A 19,796-nucleotide genomic window follows, 5' to 3' on the forward strand; every position below is an offset into this window, starting at 1 on the left:
GTGGCATAAGACTAGTCGTGCCGGTCCGGCAGGTACTCGTCATGCGCAAGATCGGAGAAGCGGGTGAACTCGCCCTGGAAGTGCAGGTTGGCAGTGCCGGTCGGTCCGTGACGCTGCTTGGCAATGATGACTTCGGCCTTGCCCTTGACCCGCTCAAGCTTGTCCTTCCAGACCTCGTGCTCCGGCGTACCATCTTCAGGTTCGGTCTTTCCGAGGTAATACTCGTCGCGATACACGAACAGGATAACGTCGGCGTCCTGCTCGATGGATCCCGATTCGCGCAAGTCCGACATCATCGGACGCTTGTCGTCGCGTGATTCCACCTGACGCGAGAGCTGTGACAGCGCGATGATCGGAACGTTGAGTTCCTTTGCAAGCGCCTTCAGGCCGGTGGTGATTTCAGTGATTTCCTGAACACGGTTGCCATTGTTTTTGGATGAGCCTGTCAGGAGCTGAATATAGTCCACAATCAGCAGGTCGAGGCCGCGTTGACGTTTCAGGCGCCTTGCCCGCGCCACCAGTGAGGCGATCGAGATGCCGCCGGTCTGGTCAACATGGAGCGGAACGCTCTGCATGATCTGCGCGCAGGCAGCAAGCTTTTCGAACTCAGCCTCGGAGATGTCGCCGCGTCGGATCTTGGAGGAGGAGATTTCCGCCTGTTCGGAAATGATACGGGTTGCAAGCTGTTCGGCCGACATTTCCAGCGAGAAGAAGCCGACAATGCCGCCATTGACGGTTTTGATCGTGCCGTCCGGTTGTTCTTCCGCCTGATAGTTTTGGGCAACATTGTAGGCGATGTTCGTTGCAAGTGATGTCTTGCCCATGGCGGGGCGTCCGGCAAGGACGATCAGGTCGGAATGCTGCAAGCCGCCCATCAGCCGGTCCAGATCCATCAGGCCTGTGGAAAGACCGGACAAAGCTCCTTCGCGGTTCCAGGCCGCGTGAGCCATTTCGATGGTTTCGGTCAGGGCGTCGCCAAAGCTGACAAAGCCGCCTTCGCTCCGGCCCTTCTCGGCCAGTTCGAACAGGCGCCTTTCCGCATCGTCGATCTGCTGGTTTGGGGGAACGTCGATCGGGGCGTCAAAGGCGATGTTGACCATGTCCTCGCCGATGCGAATCAGGTTCCGGCGCACAGCGAGGTCGTAGATGGTGCGGCCGTAGTCTTCGGCGTTGATCACGGAGGCCGCGTCGGCCGCAAGGCGCAACAGGAACTGAGTCGCAGACAGGTCCGCAATCTTGGCGTCAGCCGGGAAAAAGGTCTTCAGCGTGATCGGTGACGCGGTTTTGCCAGCCCGGATCAGGTGGCCAATCTTCTCGTAAATGTCCTGATGCGGCGGAACAAAGAAGTGATGCGGCTCAAGAAAATCCGAAACACGGTAGTAAGTCTCGTTGTTGACCAGGATCGCCCCCAGAAGCTGCCGTTCAGCCTCCGCATTATGTGGTGCGAGCCGCTGATCGTCAGCCCCGGTTTCCACCGTCTGTAATTTTCCCTGCATTTTGTCCCCCGAAGACCCAGTTCATTGGGAATACAGCCAAGCGCTTCCATGCTTCAAGAGCCGATCAGCGGGAAACAGAGTTATCGTAAAAAGGTTAAGATCAACGGGGAAAGATTCGGTTTTGCCTTGACCTGTTGCAAACCCACAGTTTTTGGGGTGTTGAAGCCGTTATTGGAAAAAGTTTTGATATTACCGTGGCTTGGGACCCGATGAATATTGGCGGTTATCCGGATTGCCTCCTATTAAAAATCGTTAACGCGCATAAGCCGTCGTAATGTTTTTCCGGTGTATCACCTTGCCCGGTCGCCACATGGATAATCGGACTGGTGGCCAGATGGGAGCGAGGTCAATTCAAACGAAAACGGCGCCCCAAAGGGCGCCGTTTCCAGGAATGCTGAAAACAGAAAAAGCTCAGGCTTCCTCTTCCTCGGAAGCTGCTTCGTCGGCAGTGTCTTCCTCGGAGCCTTCTTCTTCGTCTTCTTCAAATTCGAAAACGTCGAGTTCCGGTGTGGAGAGGTCTTCGCCAGCAGCCTGGCGAGCGGCTTCGTCTTCCGACCGTGCAACGTTGACGGTCACCGAGACTTCCACTTCCGGGTGAAGCGCGATGGCAACGCTGTGCAGGCCAATCGTCTTGATCGGGTGGCGCAGCTCGACCTGGCCCCGGCCAACGGTGAAGCCGGCTTCAGTCAGGCCTTCGGCAATGTCGCGCGTGGACACGGAACCGTAAAGCTGACCGGTTTCGCCAGCGGAGCGGATCATGACCAGGCTTTCGCCGTCGATCTTTGCAGCAACGGCTTCAGCTTCCTGGCGGCGCTCAAGGTTGCGTGCTTCCAGCTGGGCGCGCTGTTCTTCAAAGCGCTGCATGTTCGCCTTGTTGGCGCGCAGTGCCTTGCCCTGCGGAAGCAGGAAGTTGCGTGCATAACCGTCGCGGACACGGACGGTGTCGCCCATCTGGCCAAGCTTGGCGATGCGCTCGAGAAGAATGACTTCCATGGATTTTCTCCTAACTGTCCCGCCAATTGAGGCGGTTAGAGGCCGGTCTGTTCCCGTGGCCCCAGTTCGGGTGTCCGGAGCCTGAGGCTCCGGACAAATTGCCTTGGTGTCTTAGCTGATCACGAAAGGCAGCAGGCCGAGCAGGCGGGCGCGCTTGATGGCCCGGGCCAGTTCACGCTGCTTCTTTGCGGAAACGGCGGTGATACGGCTCGGAACAATCTTGCCGCGCTCGGAAATGTAGCGCTGCAGAAGGCGAACGTCCTTGTAGTCGATCTTCGGAGCGTTTGCACCGGAGAACGGGCAGGTCTTCCGGCGGCGGAAGAACGGACGGCGGCTTGGAAGCTGTGCGATATCAACCATTTTATATTACTCCGCTTCTGCACGGCGCGGTGCGCGGTCGCCGCGATCACCCCGATCACCCCGGTCACCACGATCACCCCGGCCACCGCCGCGGCGGTCGTCACGGTCACGCTTCTGCATCATTGCAGACGGTGCTTCTTCATGTTCATCAACCTTGAAGGTCATGAAGCGGATGACGTCTTCGCTGAGGCCCATCTGACGTTCCATTTCGGCAACCGCAGCATGCGGTGCCTCGATGTTCATCAGAGTGTAGTGAGCCTTGCGGTTCTTGTTGATGCGGTATGCGAGCGCACGCAGACCCCAGTTCTCGACCTTGCTGATAGAACCGCCACCGTTTTCGATGACGCCCTTGTACTGTTCGACAAGCTGTTCGACCTGCTGTGCAGAGATGTCCTGGCGCGCCAGGAACACGTGCTCATAAAGAGGCATGGGCTTAAGTGCCTTTCCTTCGGTTTCACTATCGGGACCTGGCGCAAAGCCTCCTCGTGACCTCCGGAAAGGAACGAGAATTCTAACGAGAGCGGAGACACGGGAAGACGGGTACCTTTTCAAGCCCCTAACTCTTGCGGCGCAAGCGTTCTTCCGTTCAGCCCCCAGCCTGGGTCCCGGACGAGTTGCGGCTTATATCCCGGATTTGCCGAAATGCAAGTGAAAACCGGGAAGTGCTGGCAGGAGTCTTGAAGTAACGGGGCAAGGGCGTGATATTAGCCCTTGTCATTTTTTTGCAGGGCCAATTCATGTTTGTAAGGGGTTCTCATCAGCGCAGAATAGGCATGGGGCCTTGACACTCGGGGGTCGTCCGTACCATAGCCTCGCGCCAACGGCATTTGGTGTGCGGTTTTTCCGCACGGTTTTCAAAGACAGGCCGCATCCGGCCAAAGAAACAATAATACGGAGGCGCGCTCCATGAAGGTCGCATTCACGTTTCCCGGGCAAGGAAGTCAGGCTGTCGGTATGGGCAAGGAGCTTGCCGATGCATTTCCCGAAGCCAAGGCAGTCTTTCAGGAAGTCGATGACGCCCTTGATCAGAAGCTGTCCGATGTCATGTGGAATGGCCCGGAAGCGGAGCTGACGCTGACCGCAAATGCCCAGCCGGCCCTGATGGCCGTTAGCCTTGCGGCCATCAGGGTCTTGCAGGCGCGTGGTGTGGATCTGGCTGAAAAGGTTTCTTTTGTTGCGGGTCATTCCTTGGGTGAGTACTCCGCATTGGCAGCGGCAGGTTCCCTGAATATCGGAACAGCTGCGCGTCTGCTGCGCATCCGTGGCAACGCAATGCAAAGCGCTGTACCGGTCGGGCAGGGCGCCATGGCAGCTCTGCTTGGTCTCGACTTTGAAACGGCTTGTGAAATTGACAAGGAAGCAGCCCAGGGTGAGGTTTGCGAGGTCGCCAACGACAACGCGCCGGGTCAGGTTGTTGTTTCCGGGCATCTGGCTGCAATTCAGCGGGCGGTGGAGATCGCAAAGGCTCGTGGCGCACGCCGGGCAGTCATGTTGCCCGTCAGCGCGCCGTTTCATTGTTCACTGATGGCGCCAGCCGCCGACGCGATGGCATCGGCCTTGTCGAACGCCGACATCAAGGCGCCTGTCGTCCCCCTTGTTGCAAACGTGCTGGCGCAACCGATTTCCGACCCGGGCGAAATACGCCGCCGTCTTGTCGAGCAGGTGACGGGCACTGTCCGCTGGCGCGAAAGCGTGACCTGGCTTGCGGAAAACGGGGTGGATACATTCTTTGAGATCGGCAGCGGGAAGGTCCTCACGGGTATGGTGAAACGGATCGCCAAGGATGCAAAAGGCATCGCCGTGAATTCCGCACAGGATATTGATGCTGTGCTGGAAACTTTTGGAGCTGGCGCGGTTGCTGCCCAGTAAGGCTTCAGAAAATCTAGTCTGAAAGGAATTCATGATGTTCACGCTTGAGGGCAAAAACGCGCTCGTGACCGGTGCAACCGGGGGGATCGGGGAGGCGATTGCCCGTGCCTTGCATGCTCAGGGCGCGACGGTCACCCTTTCCGGGACCCGCGCGGAAAAGCTGGAAGGCTTGGCGGCTGACCTGAAGGAGCGGGTGCATGTCGTGGCTGCTAACCTGTCGGATCGTGCTGCCGTGGATGCGCTGTTGCCATCTGCAGAAGAAGCGATGGGGTCTGTCGATATTCTGGTAAACAATGCCGGTATTACCCGCGACAACATCTTCATGCGGATGAAGGATGATGAATGGGATCAGGTTCTGGAAGTGAACCTGACATCTGGGTTCCGTCTTTGCCGCGCGGCGATCAAGGGAATGATGAAGCGCCGTTTTGGGCGGATCGTCGGGATCACATCCGTGGTTGGCGTGACCGGTAATCCGGGGCAGGTCAATTATGCAGCTGCAAAGGCGGGCATGATCGGCATGTACAAGTCCCTTGCGCGTGAGGTTGCAAGCCGCAACATTACGGTCAACACAGTTGCTCCGGGCTTTATCGAGACGGCCATGACCGATGCCTTGAACGATAAGCAGAAAGACTCGATTTTGACCAGCGTGCCTGCGGGGCGTTTGGGACGTGCGGGCGAAATTGCCGCTGCCACCGCTTACCTTGCCAGTGAAGAAGCCGCTTACGTGACGGGGCAGACCCTTCATGTCAACGGCGGTATGGCTATGATCTAAAAGGAGAATTTGCCGACCAGGCAAACGTAATCCGAGCTGTTTTCAAGCAGCCTGGAGCGGCTGGTAAAGGGTAACAAAGTGTGTTACCAACCCGCCGATTGTTCCGATGGGACGGGTGTGGGCTGATTCAGGTCTCCTCCTTCCAGAACACGTGTAAAGACAACCGCGACGTCGCGCCATGGGATTGCCCGACGGCACCATGGCTGTTCGCGCGGACCAATAGAGTTTGAAACCCTAAGGAAGTGAAAAATGAGCGATATCGCGGATCGAGTTAAGAAGATCGTTGTAGAGCACCTCGGCGTTGATGCCGACAAGGTTGTCAAGGAAGCCAGCTTCATCGACGATCTGGGTGCCGACAGTCTCGACACCGTCGAACTCGTCATGGCTTTTGAAGAAGAATTTGGCGTTGAAATTCCGGACGATGCTGCAGAAACCATCTTGACCGTTGGCGATGCAGTCTCCTTCCTTGAGAAGAACGCCGGTTAATTTCTGGCAGAACTGTAATTTGCGGCTGAGCGGGGGTTTCCCCGCTCGCCCATAAACAAGTGCGGGTATATGAGGCGAGTCGTCGTAACTGGTTTGGGCATGGTGTCTCCGCTTGGCGGAAATGTCGATGTCTCTTGGAAACGAATCCTTGAAGGAAAAAGCGGTGCCAACAAGGTAGCCGGTTTCGAGTATGAGGATCTGGCCTGCCAGATCGCCGCGCAGCTTCCGCGCGATTCCTCTGACGAGGGGGCTTTCAATCCGGATGACTGGATGGAAGTCAAGGAGCAGCGCAAGGTTGACGACTTCATCGTATACGCCATGGCTGCCGCCGATCAGGCGCTCGCCGATGCCGGCTGGAAGCCCGAGAGTTACGAAGACCAGACCCGCTCAGGTGTGTTGATCGGCTCGGGGATCGGAGGACTGCTCGGTATCGAGCAGGGTGCGCATACCCTCAAGGAAAAGGGTCCGCGCCGCATCAGCCCGTTCTTCATTGCCGGAAGATTGATCAATCTGGCAGGCGGCATGGTCTCCATACGTCATGGTCTCAAGGGGCCCAACAATTCCGTCGTTACCGCGTGTTCCACCGGATCTCACGCGATTGGCGATGCGTCCCGTCTGATTGCCTATGGCGACGCGGATGTCATGGTGGCCGGGGGCGCGGAATCCCCCATCGGCCGTTTGGCTCTCGCCGGATTTGCAGCTTGCCGCGCCCTGTCGACATCCTTCAATGACCAGCCTGAAAAGGCGTCGCGCCCTTACGATGAGGCGCGCGATGGCTTTGTGATGGGCGAAGGTGCCGGTGTTGTCATTCTTGAGGAATATGAACACGCCAAGGCGCGCGGGGCAAAGATTTATGCAGAAGTCGTTGGCTACGGACTGTCTGGCGATGCCTACCACATCACTGCTCCTACCCCGGACGGGGATGGTGCGTATCGGTGCATGGATGCCGCGTTGAAACGGGCCGGTATCAGCGCTTCGGAAGTCGACTACATCAATGCGCATGGCACCTCCACGCCGCTTGGTGATGAAATCGAACTCGGTGCGGTCACACGTCTTGCAGGCAACGCCGCGCACAAGCTGACGATGTCATCGACGAAATCGTCGACGGGCCATCTTTTGGGCGCAGCCGGTGCCGTTGAGGCGATTTTCTCCGTTCTTGCCATTCGCGATGGTATGGCGCCTCCGACCATCAATCTGGACAACCCTTCGGTTGAAACCGAGATTGATCTGGTTCCGCACAAGGCCAAAAAGATGGACATCAATGTCGCCTTGTCGAATTCCTTCGGATTCGGCGGCACAAATGCATCGCTTGTGTTCCGCAAAGTCGCCGCATAACCGTGCGAGTGAACTGAAAGACGTCCGGCGGCTCGCTTGAGCCGCCGTGCTTTCCGGCTATTGTTGGCTGCGCGGTTCGAATCTGCTGCGCCAATGAGGTCTTGGCTTTGCATCTGGAGGTGCATGTAAATGGGCATCAAGCCTAAAAGCCCGCGCGAGGCATTGCAGCCGGAGCCGGCCCCCGGACCTCCGGCGCGCTCCCGCCATGTGCGCAACCCAATCGTTATCCTGATCAATCTCACCATTACGTTGGCGGTTTTTGCGCTCGTGGCCATTGGTGCGGCGCTCTATCTCGGCAAACAGGAGTTTGAGCGGCCCGGACCTTTGGATACGGAACAGACCGTTGTGATTTCTTCCGGAACCGGTTTGTCCGGCATTACCGACCGTCTCGCGGCCGCTGATGTCATTGGTGACAGTTTGCTGGATGAATGGGTGTTCAATCTGGGTGTGCGGTTCTTCAAGAACGAAGCCAAACTGAAGGCTGGCGAGTATGCCTTCCAGCCGGGCGTGTCCATGGAGCAGGTCATGAAAGATCTGGTTGAGGGCAATGCCGTTACCCATTCGGTGACAATCCCTGAAGGCTGGACGACCGCACAAATCCTGCAACGGGTTCGAGAGCATCCGGTTCTGACCGGCGAAATCACCGAGGTTCCGGGAGAGGGAGCCTTGTTGCCGGAGACATATACGTTCACCCGTGGGGCAACACGGCAGAAGGTGATCGACGATATGGCAGCTGCGCAACAGAAGTTGTTGGCAGAGGTCTGGAGCCGGCGTGTTGCGGATCTGCCGGTAGGCACTCCGGAAGACCTGGTGATCCTGGCGTCGATCGTGGAAAAGGAAACCGCGAAAGCGGATGAACGGCCGCGCGTTGCCGGAGTGTTCGTCAACAGGCTGAACAAGAACATGCGGCTTCAATCCGATCCGACAATTCTTTACGGGCTGTTCGGCGGTGAGGCTTGGCTACAGGACCGTTCCGGTATCACCCAGTCGCAATTGCGTGAGGAAAACGCCTATAATACTTACCAGATCGACGGGCTTCCGCCGGGGCCGATCGGCAACCCGGGCAAGGCTGCAATGGAGGCGGTTGCCAATCCGTCCCGCACGAGGGATCTCTTCTTTGTTGCTGATGGGACTGGCGGGCATATATTTGCCGAAACTTACGAGCAGCACAGGCAGAATGTGCGCAAGTGGCGGCAAATCGAACGCGAACGCAGGGCGGACGAACAGCAACAGGCCAACTGAGATCCGGTATCCGGCCGCGGGTCACCGCGGCCGTTTTTTTCATGAAATCAGATGATCCGGCTGGACCGCTAGACCAGCCGCGGACTTGAAGGGGCACACCATCCATGGCACTTGCCAGCATGACAGGGTTTTCAAGGGTTCAGGCAGAACTTGGGGCAGTGCGCTGGACATGGGAGTTGCGGTCCGTCAATGGCAAATCTCTGGATATTCGCTTGCGCATGCCCAATGGTCTTGAGGTTCTTGAACCAAAGGTCCGCGAGCGCTGCAGCAAGCTGTTGAGGCGGGGCAATGTCTCCATCGGCCTGTTGATGCAAAGGGACCAGGCCGATGTTGCCTTGACGGTCAATGAGGCCGCGCTGGAGTCCGTGTTGTCAGCCATTGATCTGTTGAAGCAGCGTATGCCCGATATGGGCGCACCCACGATCGACGGCATCCTCGCCCAAAAAGGTGTGTTTGACCTGAAAGAGCCCGAGGAAGACGAAGAGACCCGGGCGGCCCTCCATGCAAGCCTGCTGACAACCCTGGATGCCGCCCTGCTCGACCTTGTCGATATGCGTCACGGCGAGGGTGGCAAGATCTCCGGCATTATCCGGAATCAGATCGACCGGATTTCGGATTTGACCCGTGCAGCGGAGGACCTGCCAGGGCGCCGTCCCGAAGCCATCAAGAGCCGGTTGGCGGAGCAGGTCGCGCAATTGCTCGATGTTTCCGAGAGTCAGCTGGATCCCCAGCGGCTTCATCAGGAAGCGGTGCTGTTGGCAACCCGGGCCGACATCCGCGAGGAACTGGATCGCCTCCACGCGCATATCTCGGCTGCGCGCGACCTGCTGGACACCGGCGGAGCTGTCGGACGGCGCCTCGATTTTCTGGCGCAGGAATTCAACCGTGAAACCAATACGCTGTGTTCCAAGTCCAATGATGTCGATCTGACGGCAATCGGGCTCGATTTGAAGGCAGTGATTGACCAGATGCGCGAGCAGATCCAGAATCTGGAATAACCGGTAGTGAAAGCCACCTCAGCAGCTTGGCGAACCTGCCGAGGGTACGAAGATGGCAGGGCGGCTCATGCCCGCCGTCGTTTATTGGCCTTGCTTGTCATTTGGGCCGGGTTCAAAGGACCTGGCCCAGCTCTCTCTGGCCCAGTTGCCAAGTGGCCCGATAAGGGTGAACAGCTCCCCGCCGAGCGGCGAGACCTGATAACCGTCTGGCGATTGTACGACCAGATTGGCGAGCTTCAGCTCTTTAAGGCGTGTGTTGAGAACACCCGGGGAAATGCCGCTGCATTTGCCTTGCAGGGTGTTGAAACTGCAAGGACCGCCTTCTGCAAGTACCCACAGGATGCCCAGAGCCCAACGATGGCCCAGCAGATCCAGAAGAGCCATAATTGGTGCTCCGGATTGGGAGCCGCGAACCGGCTGACCTGGAAGGGGGATGCTGGGCTGTTGTGCCATTGTTTTCAAACCGGATAGTGTTCGGGATTTATATGGTCTGACAGGTATCGTATCGCCGAATGGCAGGGGAAGTGCAATTCCGTTGTGATGTCGGGGCCGAACATTGCTGGCATCAGGCGGTTGCGGAGACCGGATCAAATCGCTATTAAAAAAATAGTTATCAGTCCGGGAGCTCGCAGTATGGCGAAGTTGGTATTTTATTCGGGAACCTATAACGCCTCCAGCTGGGCCATGCGGGCATGGCTTTCTCTGCGGGCCGCCAAAGTCGATTTTGAAGAAGTGCCAATCGATATCCGGAAGCCCCAACGCTTCGTGAACTTGCGGAAGGTTGCAGCCTTTTCTCCCTCGGCGACGGTGCCGGCGCTTCTGGTTGATGGTGAGGTCATATTTGACTCCATGGCAATCATGGAGTTCGCAAACGACTCCTGCAGAGGTGATTTGCTGCCGGCCAATCTGGTCGAGAGGGCAAGGGCACGTTCCCTGATGGCCTGGCAGCATGCGGGCCTGTCCGGGATCTGTTCGCGAATTTCGTTTGAGAGTGCTTTTTACCCATACAAACGTCCACTGACGGGTCAGGAGCAAACCGAAGTGTCGCGGTTTTGTGCGGCAATCGAACCGTGCCTCCGGCAGCATGACGGACCTTATCTTTTCGGCCGGGCCTCGCTTTCCGACTACATGCTCGCACCTGCCGCGATCCGGCTGTTGCGCCATCAGCCGGATCTGTCCAGCTGGCCAAAATCTGCGCAATGGATGGCGGACATATGCGCCGACCCGTTGGTGTCCGAATGGCTTTCCAGGGCAGACCCGCTGCCGCCTATCTGGTTTGATGACTATCTTGCCGCCGGCGATGCCGGTGACTTGCAGCTGGCTGGCGCATTAGAAACCTGATCATCGCCTAAATTATACCGGTCTCGGGGAAACGGCGTGGATCTCCTTGCGCGGAGACTTGATTTGACGACTGTGTTGGATCAAATGCGCGAACAGTCAAAGAATTTGGAGCAGGGACATGAGCACAGCCACCTCGGGAACCACCGTCAGCGCGGAAGAGGCGGAGGCGCAGCGCCGTGGTTTGATGCTCGTATTGTCTTCGCCATCCGGTGCGGGGAAGTCGACCATTGCGCGGCTGCTGCTTGAGCAGGAAGACAATCTGGAGCTCTCCATTTCGGTCACCACACGCCCGCGCCGGACGAGCGAGGTCGACGGTGTCCATTACCATTTCACGGAAGCGAAGCGCTTCGAGCAGATGCGTGACCATGACGAGCTGCTTGAATGGGCAGAGGTACATGGCAACTATTATGCGACCCCGCGCGGCCCGGTTGAAAACGCCATCGAGAGCGGCCGGGACATACTCTTCGACATCGATATCCAGGGCACCTTCCAGCTTTATGAAAAGATGCGGGACGATGTCGTGTCGATTTTTATCCTGCCGCCTTCCATCGCGGAAATGAAGTCCCGGCTCAATCGCCGCGCGGAGGACAGCGAGGACATCATCCTGAAGCGTCTGGAAACCGCTGTTGGGGAAATGCGCCACTGGTCGGAGTATGACTATGTGGTTGTCAATGACGATCTGGAGCGCGCGTTTCAAAGCGTTCGGGCGATCCTGCGGGCAGAGCGCCACAAGCAGTTCCGCTCACCCGCGATTGCGCCCCTGATTGACGGCATGGTCGGCGACTTGAAACAGGCCCTGAAAGCAACGGACTGACCGGCGGTGACGGTGAGGTGGCTATCATGTTCGGTTTGTTTGACTTTCCCCGTGATCCCGGACCCGGTGGTTATAGTACCCTCTGGAACGGAGACGCAGACGACGTAACAAACGAGACGGCGGTTCACGCCTGAGTACAAGGAGCAGTCGGTGGCCCGTTTGTCCGATAACTGGGTTAAATTTGCTAGTCTTGCCGGTGAACTGGGTGCGGCGAGAGGTTAGCTGAAGAGCTGGCACATTGATCTGTCGATTGCCGGTTTCGCTGCGGCTTTTGGTCAGAGCAAAGTTGCGGCAGCTGAGTTGGCGCAACTGCGCCGTGACAACAAGCGGCTGAAGGAAGAGAACGAAGTGATGCGCGATGCATCCGCTTTTTCGCAAAATGGCAGCGAAAACGTGATTGCGAAGCTCGCGTTCATCGCTGCCCATGTTGGCAATCATTCGACCCGCCTGTACTGCCGTGTGCTTGGTGTCAGCCGGAGCCGGTTTCACAGTTGGCAGCGCACTCCCGCTGAACGGGGAGCACGTGCTGCCCGGCGCGATGCCCTGATTGATGAAATCAAATCGATCTTTAACGAGAGCGAACAGCGCTGCGGAGCATCGCGTATCCATTCCAAGCTATGCGGCCTTGGTTACCGGGGCGCCCGCAGATTAGTGGCCAAGCTCATGACAGAGAAAGATATTCGACCGCCCATACGCAAGCGTGGCAATGCCGATGACCACGGATAGCCGCCCAGGATACGGCATCGCAACAAACTTCTCGACAGGAACTTCGATACTACGGCTCCCGACACCTTCTGGCTGGCTGATATTTCACATATTTCCACGGATGAGAGCCGGTTCTTTCAGGTGGCAGTCAAAGATCTATGGACCATGGAGGTTGTAGGGTGGTCGATGTCAGATCGTTTGAAAAGGGCGATCATGAGCCGCCGTCCCACAAAAGGCTTGATCCATCACTCGGACCGCGGCGCCCAATACGCTTGTGGTGCGTATCAAAAGCTGATCAATCTCAACGGGATGACCGCATCGATGAGCCCGAAACGGAAACTGTCTCGGCAATGCACCCATGGAGAGTTTCTTCGCTGCACTCAAGACCGAGATGGTGCGCCGCACCCGGTTCAGGACCAGACGAGAAGCTGACGCCACCCTCTTCGAATACATCGAAATCGCCTACAATCGCCAGCGACGGCATTCGAGCATCGGATATAGTACGCCGGCTCAGGCAAGGATGGGCTTGGCAATCACGATGGCAGCATAACCGAATATGTCACTGGTCCGGGATTACGGGGCAAGGTCAAGCCGCAATATTACAGAAACATCAGTCCTGAAATCTGTAAAACGAGGTTATCAGGTGATTTGATAGGTGAACTCGCCTGCAGAGATGTCTATGCCGACAGATGAGATCGCGGCATCTTCCATTTTACGGCTCAGGAATTCGGTCGAGATCGCTGGCAGCATGGTGTTGGTGATGATGGCGTCTATCATCCGGCCGCCGCTCTCAACGTCCTGACAGCGGGCGACAATGGTGTCCACCACGCCATCGCTGTAGCTGAACGGGACATCATACGTGTCTTCCACCCGTTTCTTGATCCGCTCGAGCTGCAACCGGGTGATTTGCGAGATCATGTCCCGGCTCAAAGGGTAATAAGGGATTGTTACCATGCGTCCCAGAAGAGCTGGCGGAAAAACTTGCATCAGGGGCCCGCGAAGGGCTTTCGCAAGGCTATCCGGCTCCGGCGTCAAGGCGGACCCCGAACACAGATCCATAATCACATCCGATCCCACATTGGAGGTCAGCAGGATGAGCGTGTTGCGGAAATCGATCATCCGGCCTTCTCCGTCCTCCATTTGTCCTTTGTCGAACACCTGGAAAAAAACCTCGTGCACATCGGGATGGGCCTTTTCCACCTCGTCCAGCAGGATGACCGAATAGGGCTTTCGCCTCACGGCTTCCGTCAGCACACCGCCCTCGCCATAACCGACATAGCCCGGAGGCGCGCCTTTGAGGCTGGAAACGGTATGGGCCTCCTGATACTCGGACATATTGATGGTGATGACATTTTGCTCACCGCCATAAAGCGTTTCGGCGAGCGCAAGCGCGGTTTCGGTCTTGCCGACGCCGGACGTCCCGGCAAGCAGAAAGACACCGACCGGTTTTGACGGGTTGTCGAGCCCGGCCCGTGCAGCCTTGACCCGCCTGGCAATCATCTCCATGGCGTGATCCTGTCCGATCACGCGTTTTGACAGGTGGCGTGCGAGGTTGAGCACCGTACGGATCTCGTCCTTGACCATCCGGCCGACCGGAATACCGGTCCAGTCCGAGATGACAGATGCAACGACCGCGGCATCGACGATGGGCAGGACGAGCGGGTCGTCATCCTGCAAGCTGTTCAATTCCTTCATCTTGGCCCTCAATTCCGCGAACAAGTCGGCTTGGGCTGCCGCGGATCCGGCGGACGCCGGAGGAGATACCTCGTTCGGTTTTTCCGGCTCCTGATCCGGTGCCGCACCGAGCGCGCGGAGCTTCGCCCTGAGGTCGAGGATCCCGTTGACCGCGGTCTTTTCCGCGTCCCAGCGCTTGATGAGCGTGTCCAGCCGTCCGGTTTCTTCCGCAAGGCCGGCTGCAGCGCGCTCACGGCGTTCGGCGACACGGGCACCGGCCGTCTCGTCCCGGGAGATGATGTCGAGCTCCGTCTTCAGGGCATCGATCCGGCGCTGGCAGTCATCAAGGGGGGCAGGTTGCGCATGCAGGCTGATGGCCACGCGGGCACAGGCCGTGTCGAGAACGCTGACAGCCTTGTCCGGGAGCTGGCGCGCAGGGATATAGCGGGCGGAAAGCTTGACTGAAGCTTCCAGTGCCTCGTCCAGGATCTGGACCTTGTGGTGACTTTCAAGAGACGAGGCCGTTCCACGTATCATCATGACGGCACGGGCTTCATCGGGTTCTGCCACTTGCACCACCTGGAACCGGCGGGTCAGGGCCGGATCTTTTTCGATATGCTTTTTGTATTCGCTCCATGTGGTGGCACCAATGGTGCGCAAGGTTCCACGGGCCAGCGCCGGTTTCAGGAGATTGGCCGCATCTCCGGTTCCTTCCGCGCCACCGGCGCCCACAAGCGTGTGTGTCTCGTCCACGAAGAGAACCACCGGCACCGGACTTGCCTGCACGTCTTCGAGAACGCTGCGGAGCCGGTTTTCAAACTCGCCCTTCATCGATGCGCCAGCCTGCAAGAGCCCCACATCCAGAGCCAGAAGGCGGGCATTGCGCAGGGCTGGCGGGACGTCCTTGCGCACAATGCGCAGTGCAAGGCCCTCGACGGCTGCGGTCTTGCCAACGCCCGCTTCGCCCGTGAGGATCGGGTTGTTCTGGCGCCGTCGCATCAGAATGTCGATCATCTGCCGGATCTCTGCGTCGCGTCCGACGATCGGGTCGATGTCGCCTGAGCCGGCCTTTTCGGTCAGGTCGCTGCAGAAACGGGCAAGCGCATGGCCGCCCCCAAGCTGGGCCGGTGCAGAAGGTGGGATTCCGGTTGGTTCCGTTTGAGCATTGGCGTTGCCGTCCTTGGGAGCCCGGTCATTTTCCGGAGATCCTGCGGCGCGGGCCGCGAAATTCCGGCAAAGGTCATCGATCCGGATTTTTCCGAATTCCTGAGACATGGCTATCAACTGATTGCGCAAGGACTGCGTCTTGAGGAGGCCGACGACAAGATGGCCGGTGCGGACCTCGCTTTTCCCGAACAACAAGGATGCATAGACCCATGCGCGCTCGGTTGCCTCTTCCAGATGCGGCGACAGATCGGAGATCGAGGTTGCGCCGCGGGGCAGGGTGTCGAGACAGCGGGTCAGATCGGCGGCGAGCCTTGATGGGTCAAGATCGTAGTGGGCGGCCAGATGGTGCAGGTCGCTGTCTTGCTGCTGCAGGATCTGATGGATCCAGTGCGCCAGTTCAACATAGGCGTTACCGCGCATCTTGCAGAACACGGTTGCGCTTTCGATCGATTGATAGGCCAGCTGGTTCAGTTTGCCAAACAGGGCAACACGGCTGATATCTGTCATGGTGAAATTCCTGATTTTTTGGCGTTTAGGCAGCGTTTTCATGCGCCTGCAAATTGAGGTCATCGGCATCGGCTGCCGGACGTTTCCCGATCCAGGCGAGCCGTCCGAGTTCTCCGCAGGTGCCCAGCACTGTTGGCGGGACTGCATCCTGCTTGAGAACAAGGTTTGCTTCCCATTCGAGCGTGTCGCCCGCATAGTTGCGGATGATTGCAGCCAGGCGCTTGAGGCTGTGCCCGCCGGGCAGGAGGCGCTTGTAGTCGTCAAGCGGCAACGGGCCGATCTTGATCCGGAACTTGGCCTCGCGCGACCAGACCTTCTCTCCGAGACAGGCCTGCCCCCCAAGAGCGGAGTTTCCCAAGCGGCCCCGATCGTCGGGCTCCAGATGAAGCCAGGTGCCGACAAAACTCTCGATCGAGATCTCGGCTTTGAAGAACTGTTTCAAAATGGCTGTCAGTCCGGCTTCACTGCGCGGCCCGGAGGCGAGCAACCCGGCAAAGTGGCGTTTGGCAACATCCGGCATGGCATCGCGGTACTCAAAGCCCTGTCCCGAGAAACCCGCAAGCGCATCGACCGCACGCCCGAAGGGATCATCGTCCGGCCTGTCGAAGGAAGGCGCGGGCTGTCCCGTCGTCCAGGCCCGGTAGAGCAGGGAGATCATCCGGTGATGGAACATGTCGGCAAAGGCGGTGAATGTCGGGTCGCGGTGGTTCCGCAACCGGTCGCGCGCATGTTCGGTCAGATGCAGGGGCAGGGCGCCATTCGGCCCGAAAAGACCATAGACGTGTTGGCTGAGTGTATGGCGACCGGTGTCCGGATCGGTGTCGAAGGCGGCCACGGTCGAGGCCGGGAAGGCAAGGTCCGGAGCTTGAGCCAACCGGACAGGGTCCTCGGACGGGCGCTGCGATCGGCCAAGACGCGGCCGGTCGGCGTGGGCCACCTCAATGAGACGCAATGCCTGGAACAAGTGAAATGTCTGCGGAGACTGGCTGAGCGCATCAATTCGGCTCAGATCAGGATCCGTTTCCCGCTCCGTGCTGGCCATCTGGCGATGTCTCCGCGTTGCTTTGAGTGAAGGACGGTTTCAGTGAAGCTGTTCAGTGCAACATATTTGGCAAAGAAGTTCTCCAGAACCGCTCCGAACAGATAGCAGCCTGCCCCCTCGAAACAGGTTTCATCGACGCCGACACGGACTTCCAGCCCCCGCACGGCGGTCGACAGGACCTCTCCGCTGATCCGCCGGACGACAGGGCGTGAGGTCACAGACAGCAGCCCTTCCATCTGTTTGCTGGATCCGGCCTCGCCCAGCGGTGTGTAGAGGCCGATCAGTTCCTTCAAGGCGCTGGCGCCCGACCCGCGGTCTGCATCCGCGATGGAGAGGTAATTCAGGCTGAGATGGCTGACCAGCTGCCACGCCCTGGAGCCATCTGCCAGACAATGGTTTGGACGCGTCGGTGGGACGATCGCCCGCACTTCCGAAACCGGACCGCCATCGGGAAGCACAAAATCCGTCTCTCCGGTTCCAATGGGGGTCAGCAGGGGCAGGTCCCTGTTCGTGCAAATTGCGGTGACCGCCAATTGCTGGACATCGCCCGGATAAGGCGCCTGCGACCGGTCGCAGAGGGACAGGAAGATGTCCGTGCCGAGATAGGATGTCCGTCCGCCCTTCAGCCGCTGCTTTTCCGAGCGTTGACGCAACCTGCGCCGGACCGCGTAATAGGCTTGATTGCTATCGCCGTGGGGCGTGAAATCCTGAGAGCTGTAAAAGGGCCGGAAGGCCGTGTCCGCCGTGCCATCCCCGGAAATGCCAACCACTTCGTTTAGCTGGTAGATTTCATAATCCAGAGGCGCCATGCGGTCGACAGTCACGTGATGGTCAACTTCCGTGCCCGAGATATGCACACGGTCGCAGCGTTTGGTGAAGAGATTGATGGCCGGAACAGCATGGAATTCAAAACTGCCCGTGCCGATCGCCTTCAACGCCGGATACTCGTCTGTCAGGAGCACATAGAGATCCAGATCGTCACCGGCAGCCCGGCTCAGCGCCGGACGCAGGCCCGCCAGATCCACAAAGAAAAACCGCTGCGGCATTGCAAAATACTCTTGCAGCAAGCGGTAGCCTTCAAAAGACTGGCCGGGAACGGGCAAAAGCGCTTCCTCCGGCTCAAAGCCGCGCGCATTGATCTTTTGGCCAAGAGGGACTGTCCAATCCTCCCTGCGATTTGTCGACCGACCTGCAATTCCGGCACTTTTTCCCGTCAGGGCCTCGTAGAGACGCCAAGGCTCCGATCCGGCGCCCGAGAGATAGAGGGTCAGCGTGTCAAGCGGCAGCTCACTGAGAGGACCACCATCATTGCGGCGGATCCGCAGGCGAATTGCCGCCTTGGCGGAGTTTCCTTTTGCAAGGCCGGCAGCTACAAGCTCACTGCGTCCTTCGACATACTCAACCTCCGCCAGTTCTATCGGCCACAGGGTGACATCCTGGGATGTGGTGAACTGGCAGGCGGTGGTCTCTCCCTTGAGCAGGCGCCCACGCAGGGTTGTGCCGCGAGGCACCGTGTAGCCCTCCGAGATGCCACCTTGTGCCGCGTCGGGTGTCAATCTCACGATCGTCATGGACGGCGTTGGCGCAAGGAAGTGCGGATAGACGATTTCCAGAAGGTTCTGCGTAAACGCGGGATACTGCATCTGCAGTTCGAGCTGGACGCGGGCCGACAGGAACGCAAAGCCCTCCAGCAGGCGCTCGACGTAAGGGTCCAGCACCTCGATCTGCTTCATGCCGAGCCGGGAGGCGATCTTCGGATACGCCTCGGAAAACTCGGCCCCCATCTCCCGGATGTAGTCGAGCTCTTCTTCGTAGTGGCGCAGCAGTCTCGTATCCATGTCCGGTTACCTTTGCCTGTTGAGAGTGACCTGACCGGTGGTCACGTCGAGGGCCGTGCGCAGATAGATCTCGATCGGAAGCGGCTCGGCCCAGAGTTCGCCGCTGATGTCGAATGCGATCACGCTGCCGCTGCTGGTCTTTTCGTGATTGATCGACACCTCAAGCGCTTCGGGCAGGATGCGCGGCTCGAAGTTGCGGATGGCTTCGTGAATGGCCTGCCGGATCTCGGCGGCCCGGTTGGCTGTGTGGACAGCGCCGGTCAGGCCCGGAATGCCGTAGTTGATCACCGACCTGGCAATATTCGGATAGGGTGCCAGATCATGGTCGCTTGCGATATTTGCCGTGTTGAGCAGCCATGCGAGGTCTCTCTGGATGATCTCCCGCAACCGGTTGATGTCGATCACCCGATGAGACCCGGCTTCCGTAACGTCGTCCGGAAAATCGTCCGTGAGCCGGTCCAGGAGCGACGGCTGCAGGCGCTCTGCAAGCATGCGGTCAACCATGGCTTGGCTCACATCATCTCAACGGTATAAGGAGGTTCTCCGGGCGCGGCCGGGCCGCGCTCGGGAACGGGAGCAGAAAAACAAAAACTGCAATCAGACAGCGTAGTCGGCCTTGTTTTTCACACGGCTCCACTTGACTTCGCCCTGTGCGCCGGACGCCTTTTGCAGTTTGCCGTCCTTGTTCTGCTTGAAGTACTCGATCTTGATGGCGCCGTATTCGAAGGTGATGTCTTCTTCCAGAATGTCGTCACCTTCCTGACCGTTCCACGACATGTCCTTGACCATGACCATCTTGAAATGGAATTTCATGAAGGTCGCGCCCGAGCGGTCCGAGGACCCGCCGGAGCGGCGCAGTTCGATAATGGCTTCAGTAGCATGGTTGCCGGTGACCAATGTGTGAAACAGGCCGCAGGAAGCTGTGTCGGTCCGCTTCTTGATGGTGAAGTCCTTGAAGGTTGCCTTGCCGGCGGACCCGGCCCCGCCGGTTTCAGACCCGATGTTCACATTGTTTTCGGCGCCAAACTCGAAACTGCGCAGCTCAAATGCGTTTTTGGCGGCCATCTCGTCATCTTGGGTTTCGCCCTTGAGCGTGGCTGCGTTGGGAAAATAGAGGAAAGCGTCAAACGCCATTTTGGGTTCCTTTCAAGTCTTGG

20 protein-coding genes and 1 pseudogene are annotated in these 19,796 nt (G+C 58.5%); 11 read left to right on the forward strand and 10 right to left on the reverse strand.

What is annotated here, in order from left to right; translation table 11 throughout:
• Positions 1-11 precede the first annotated feature (11 nt).
• From E1297_RS30755 to rpsF, 4 genes are all read right to left on the reverse strand, one after another.
• Positions 12-1,496, reverse strand: a complete 1,485-nt coding sequence (locus E1297_RS30755) for a replicative DNA helicase (protein ID WP_155144811.1) — start codon at positions 1,494-1,496, stop codon at positions 12-14.
• A 411-nt stretch (positions 1,497-1,907) separates the two neighbouring features.
• Positions 1,908-2,489 (reverse strand): 50S ribosomal protein L9, encoded by a 582-nt coding sequence (gene rplI, locus E1297_RS30760; RefSeq protein WP_155144812.1) that lies wholly within the window; start codon positions 2,487-2,489, stop codon positions 1,908-1,910.
• 111 nt (positions 2,490-2,600) lie between these two features.
• Positions 2,601-2,849 carry a 30S ribosomal protein S18 gene (gene rpsR, locus E1297_RS30765; protein WP_155144813.1) on the reverse strand — a complete coding sequence of 83 codons (249 nt, stop codon included), beginning with the start codon at positions 2,847-2,849 and terminating at the stop codon, positions 2,601-2,603.
• Positions 2,850-2,855: 6 nt separating this feature from the next.
• Positions 2,856-3,278 (reverse strand): 30S ribosomal protein S6, encoded by a 423-nt coding sequence (gene rpsF, locus E1297_RS30770; RefSeq protein WP_155144814.1) that lies wholly within the window; start codon positions 3,276-3,278, stop codon positions 2,856-2,858.
• A gap of 477 nt (positions 3,279-3,755) precedes the next feature.
• Between rpsF and fabD the strand changes: the two genes are divergently transcribed.
• The 6 genes from fabD to E1297_RS30800 all read left to right on the forward strand — a co-directional run bounded on the left by fabD (position 3,756) and on the right by E1297_RS30800 (position 9,551).
• Complete coding sequence (fabD, locus tag E1297_RS30775; RefSeq protein WP_155144815.1) at positions 3,756-4,718, forward strand: ACP S-malonyltransferase; 963 nt, start codon at positions 3,756-3,758, stop codon at positions 4,716-4,718.
• Between the two features lie 34 nt (positions 4,719-4,752).
• Positions 4,753-5,490, forward strand: a complete 738-nt coding sequence (gene fabG / locus E1297_RS30780) for a 3-oxoacyl-[acyl-carrier-protein] reductase (RefSeq protein ID WP_155144854.1) — start codon at positions 4,753-4,755, stop codon at positions 5,488-5,490.
• Between the two features lie 249 nt (positions 5,491-5,739).
• Entirely contained in the window at positions 5,740-5,976 is a 237-nt protein-coding gene (locus E1297_RS30785) for an acyl carrier protein (RefSeq protein ID WP_155144816.1), read from the forward strand.
• A gap of 69 nt (positions 5,977-6,045) precedes the next feature.
• Positions 6,046-7,311, forward strand: coding sequence for a beta-ketoacyl-ACP synthase II (gene fabF / locus E1297_RS30790; protein WP_155144817.1), 1,266 nt, complete (start codon positions 6,046-6,048; stop codon positions 7,309-7,311).
• 129 nt (positions 7,312-7,440) lie between these two features.
• Positions 7,441-8,553, forward strand: a complete 1,113-nt coding sequence (mltG, locus tag E1297_RS30795) for an endolytic transglycosylase MltG (protein WP_155144818.1) — start codon at positions 7,441-7,443, stop codon at positions 8,551-8,553.
• Between the two features lie 104 nt (positions 8,554-8,657).
• A complete protein-coding gene (locus E1297_RS30800) occupies positions 8,658-9,551 on the forward strand; it encodes a YicC/YloC family endoribonuclease (RefSeq protein WP_155144819.1) in 894 nt (297 codons plus the stop codon).
• Positions 9,552-9,632: 81 nt separating this feature from the next.
• On the opposite strand, the gene E1297_RS30805 is transcribed toward E1297_RS30800, so the two are convergent.
• Positions 9,633-9,935, reverse strand: coding sequence for a helix-turn-helix domain-containing protein (locus E1297_RS30805; protein ID WP_244327948.1), 303 nt, complete (start codon positions 9,933-9,935; stop codon positions 9,633-9,635).
• A gap of 249 nt (positions 9,936-10,184) precedes the next feature.
• Between E1297_RS30805 and E1297_RS30810 the strand changes: the two genes are divergently transcribed.
• From E1297_RS30810 to E1297_RS30830, 5 genes and pseudogenes are all read left to right on the forward strand, one after another.
• Entirely contained in the window at positions 10,185-10,892 is a 708-nt protein-coding gene (locus E1297_RS30810) for a glutathione S-transferase family protein (RefSeq protein WP_155144821.1), read from the forward strand.
• A gap of 118 nt (positions 10,893-11,010) precedes the next feature.
• The gene (gene gmk, locus E1297_RS30815) at positions 11,011-11,706 is read left to right on the forward strand and encodes a guanylate kinase (RefSeq protein WP_155144822.1); all 696 of its coding nucleotides are present in this window, start codon (positions 11,011-11,013) and stop codon (positions 11,704-11,706) included.
• 300 nt (positions 11,707-12,006) lie between these two features.
• Entirely contained in the window at positions 12,007-12,432 is a 426-nt protein-coding gene (locus E1297_RS30820) for an IS3 family transposase (RefSeq protein ID WP_155144823.1), read from the forward strand.
• Between the two features lie 9 nt (positions 12,433-12,441).
• The gene (locus tag E1297_RS51350; RefSeq protein ID WP_368669751.1) at positions 12,442-12,843 is read left to right on the forward strand and encodes a DDE-type integrase/transposase/recombinase; all 402 of its coding nucleotides are present in this window, start codon (positions 12,442-12,444) and stop codon (positions 12,841-12,843) included.
• A pseudogene (locus E1297_RS30830) lies at positions 12,755-12,961 on the forward strand (IS3 family transposase); the annotation flags it as partial. The gene E1297_RS51350 and the pseudogene E1297_RS30830, both read left to right, overlap by 89 nt.
• Positions 12,962-13,050: 89 nt before the next feature.
• Here the strand turns inward: E1297_RS30830 and tssH are convergent.
• The 5 genes from tssH to E1297_RS30855 all read right to left on the reverse strand — a co-directional run bounded on the left by tssH (position 13,051) and on the right by E1297_RS30855 (position 19,773).
• Positions 13,051-15,759: a type VI secretion system ATPase TssH gene (gene tssH / locus E1297_RS30835; RefSeq protein ID WP_155144825.1), complete on the reverse strand. Its 2,709-nt coding sequence runs from the start codon at positions 15,757-15,759 to the stop codon at positions 13,051-13,053.
• A 25-nt stretch (positions 15,760-15,784) separates the two neighbouring features.
• Complete coding sequence (tssG, locus tag E1297_RS30840; RefSeq protein ID WP_155144826.1) at positions 15,785-16,801, reverse strand: type VI secretion system baseplate subunit TssG; 1,017 nt, start codon at positions 16,799-16,801, stop codon at positions 15,785-15,787.
• Positions 16,765-18,639 (reverse strand): type VI secretion system baseplate subunit TssF, encoded by a 1,875-nt coding sequence (gene tssF / locus E1297_RS30845; protein WP_155144827.1) that lies wholly within the window; start codon positions 18,637-18,639, stop codon positions 16,765-16,767. The genes tssG and tssF overlap by 37 nt, the downstream gene beginning before the upstream one ends.
• Positions 18,640-18,645: 6 nt before the next feature.
• Positions 18,646-19,143: a type VI secretion system baseplate subunit TssE gene (tssE, locus tag E1297_RS30850; protein ID WP_155144828.1), complete on the reverse strand. Its 498-nt coding sequence runs from the start codon at positions 19,141-19,143 to the stop codon at positions 18,646-18,648.
• 93 nt (positions 19,144-19,236) lie between these two features.
• On the reverse strand, positions 19,237-19,773 hold the full coding sequence (locus E1297_RS30855) for a type VI secretion system tube protein Hcp (RefSeq protein ID WP_155144829.1): 537 nt from the start codon (positions 19,771-19,773) through the stop codon (positions 19,237-19,239).
• Positions 19,774-19,796 lie beyond the last annotated feature (23 nt).

This window comes from Roseibium sp. RKSG952, from assembly GCF_009711355.1.

Coding starts and splice junctions, on each gene's coding strand:
- E1297_RS30755 (WP_155144811.1), bottom strand. CDS start 1,496: ATGCAGGGAAAATTACAGACGGTGGAAACCGGGGCTGACGATCAGCGG.
- rplI (WP_155144812.1), bottom strand. CDS start 2,489: ATGGAAGTCATTCTTCTCGAGCGCATCGCCAAGCTTGGCCAGATGGGC.
- rpsR (WP_155144813.1), bottom strand. CDS start 2,849: ATGGTTGATATCGCACAGCTTCCAAGCCGCCGTCCGTTCTTCCGCCGC.
- rpsF (WP_155144814.1), bottom strand. CDS start 3,278: ATGCCTCTTTATGAGCACGTGTTCCTGGCGCGCCAGGACATCTCTGCA.
- fabD (WP_155144815.1), top strand. CDS start 3,756: ATGAAGGTCGCATTCACGTTTCCCGGGCAAGGAAGTCAGGCTGTCGGT.
- fabG (WP_155144854.1), top strand. CDS start 4,753: ATGTTCACGCTTGAGGGCAAAAACGCGCTCGTGACCGGTGCAACCGGG.
- E1297_RS30785 (WP_155144816.1), top strand. CDS start 5,740: ATGAGCGATATCGCGGATCGAGTTAAGAAGATCGTTGTAGAGCACCTC.
- fabF (WP_155144817.1), top strand. CDS start 6,046: ATGAGGCGAGTCGTCGTAACTGGTTTGGGCATGGTGTCTCCGCTTGGC.
- mltG (WP_155144818.1), top strand. CDS start 7,441: ATGGGCATCAAGCCTAAAAGCCCGCGCGAGGCATTGCAGCCGGAGCCG.
- E1297_RS30800 (WP_155144819.1), top strand. CDS start 8,658: ATGGCACTTGCCAGCATGACAGGGTTTTCAAGGGTTCAGGCAGAACTT.
- E1297_RS30805 (WP_244327948.1), bottom strand. CDS start 9,935: ATGGCTCTTCTGGATCTGCTGGGCCATCGTTGGGCTCTGGGCATCCTG.
- E1297_RS30810 (WP_155144821.1), top strand. CDS start 10,185: ATGGCGAAGTTGGTATTTTATTCGGGAACCTATAACGCCTCCAGCTGG.
- gmk (WP_155144822.1), top strand. CDS start 11,011: ATGAGCACAGCCACCTCGGGAACCACCGTCAGCGCGGAAGAGGCGGAG.
- tssH (WP_155144825.1), bottom strand. CDS start 15,759: ATGACAGATATCAGCCGTGTTGCCCTGTTTGGCAAACTGAACCAGCTG.
- tssG (WP_155144826.1), bottom strand. CDS start 16,801: ATGGCCAGCACGGAGCGGGAAACGGATCCTGATCTGAGCCGAATTGAT.
- tssF (WP_155144827.1), bottom strand. CDS start 18,639: ATGGATACGAGACTGCTGCGCCACTACGAAGAAGAGCTCGACTACATC.
- tssE (WP_155144828.1), bottom strand. CDS start 19,143: ATGGTTGACCGCATGCTTGCAGAGCGCCTGCAGCCGTCGCTCCTGGAC.
- E1297_RS30855 (WP_155144829.1), bottom strand. CDS start 19,773: ATGGCGTTTGACGCTTTCCTCTATTTTCCCAACGCAGCCACGCTCAAG.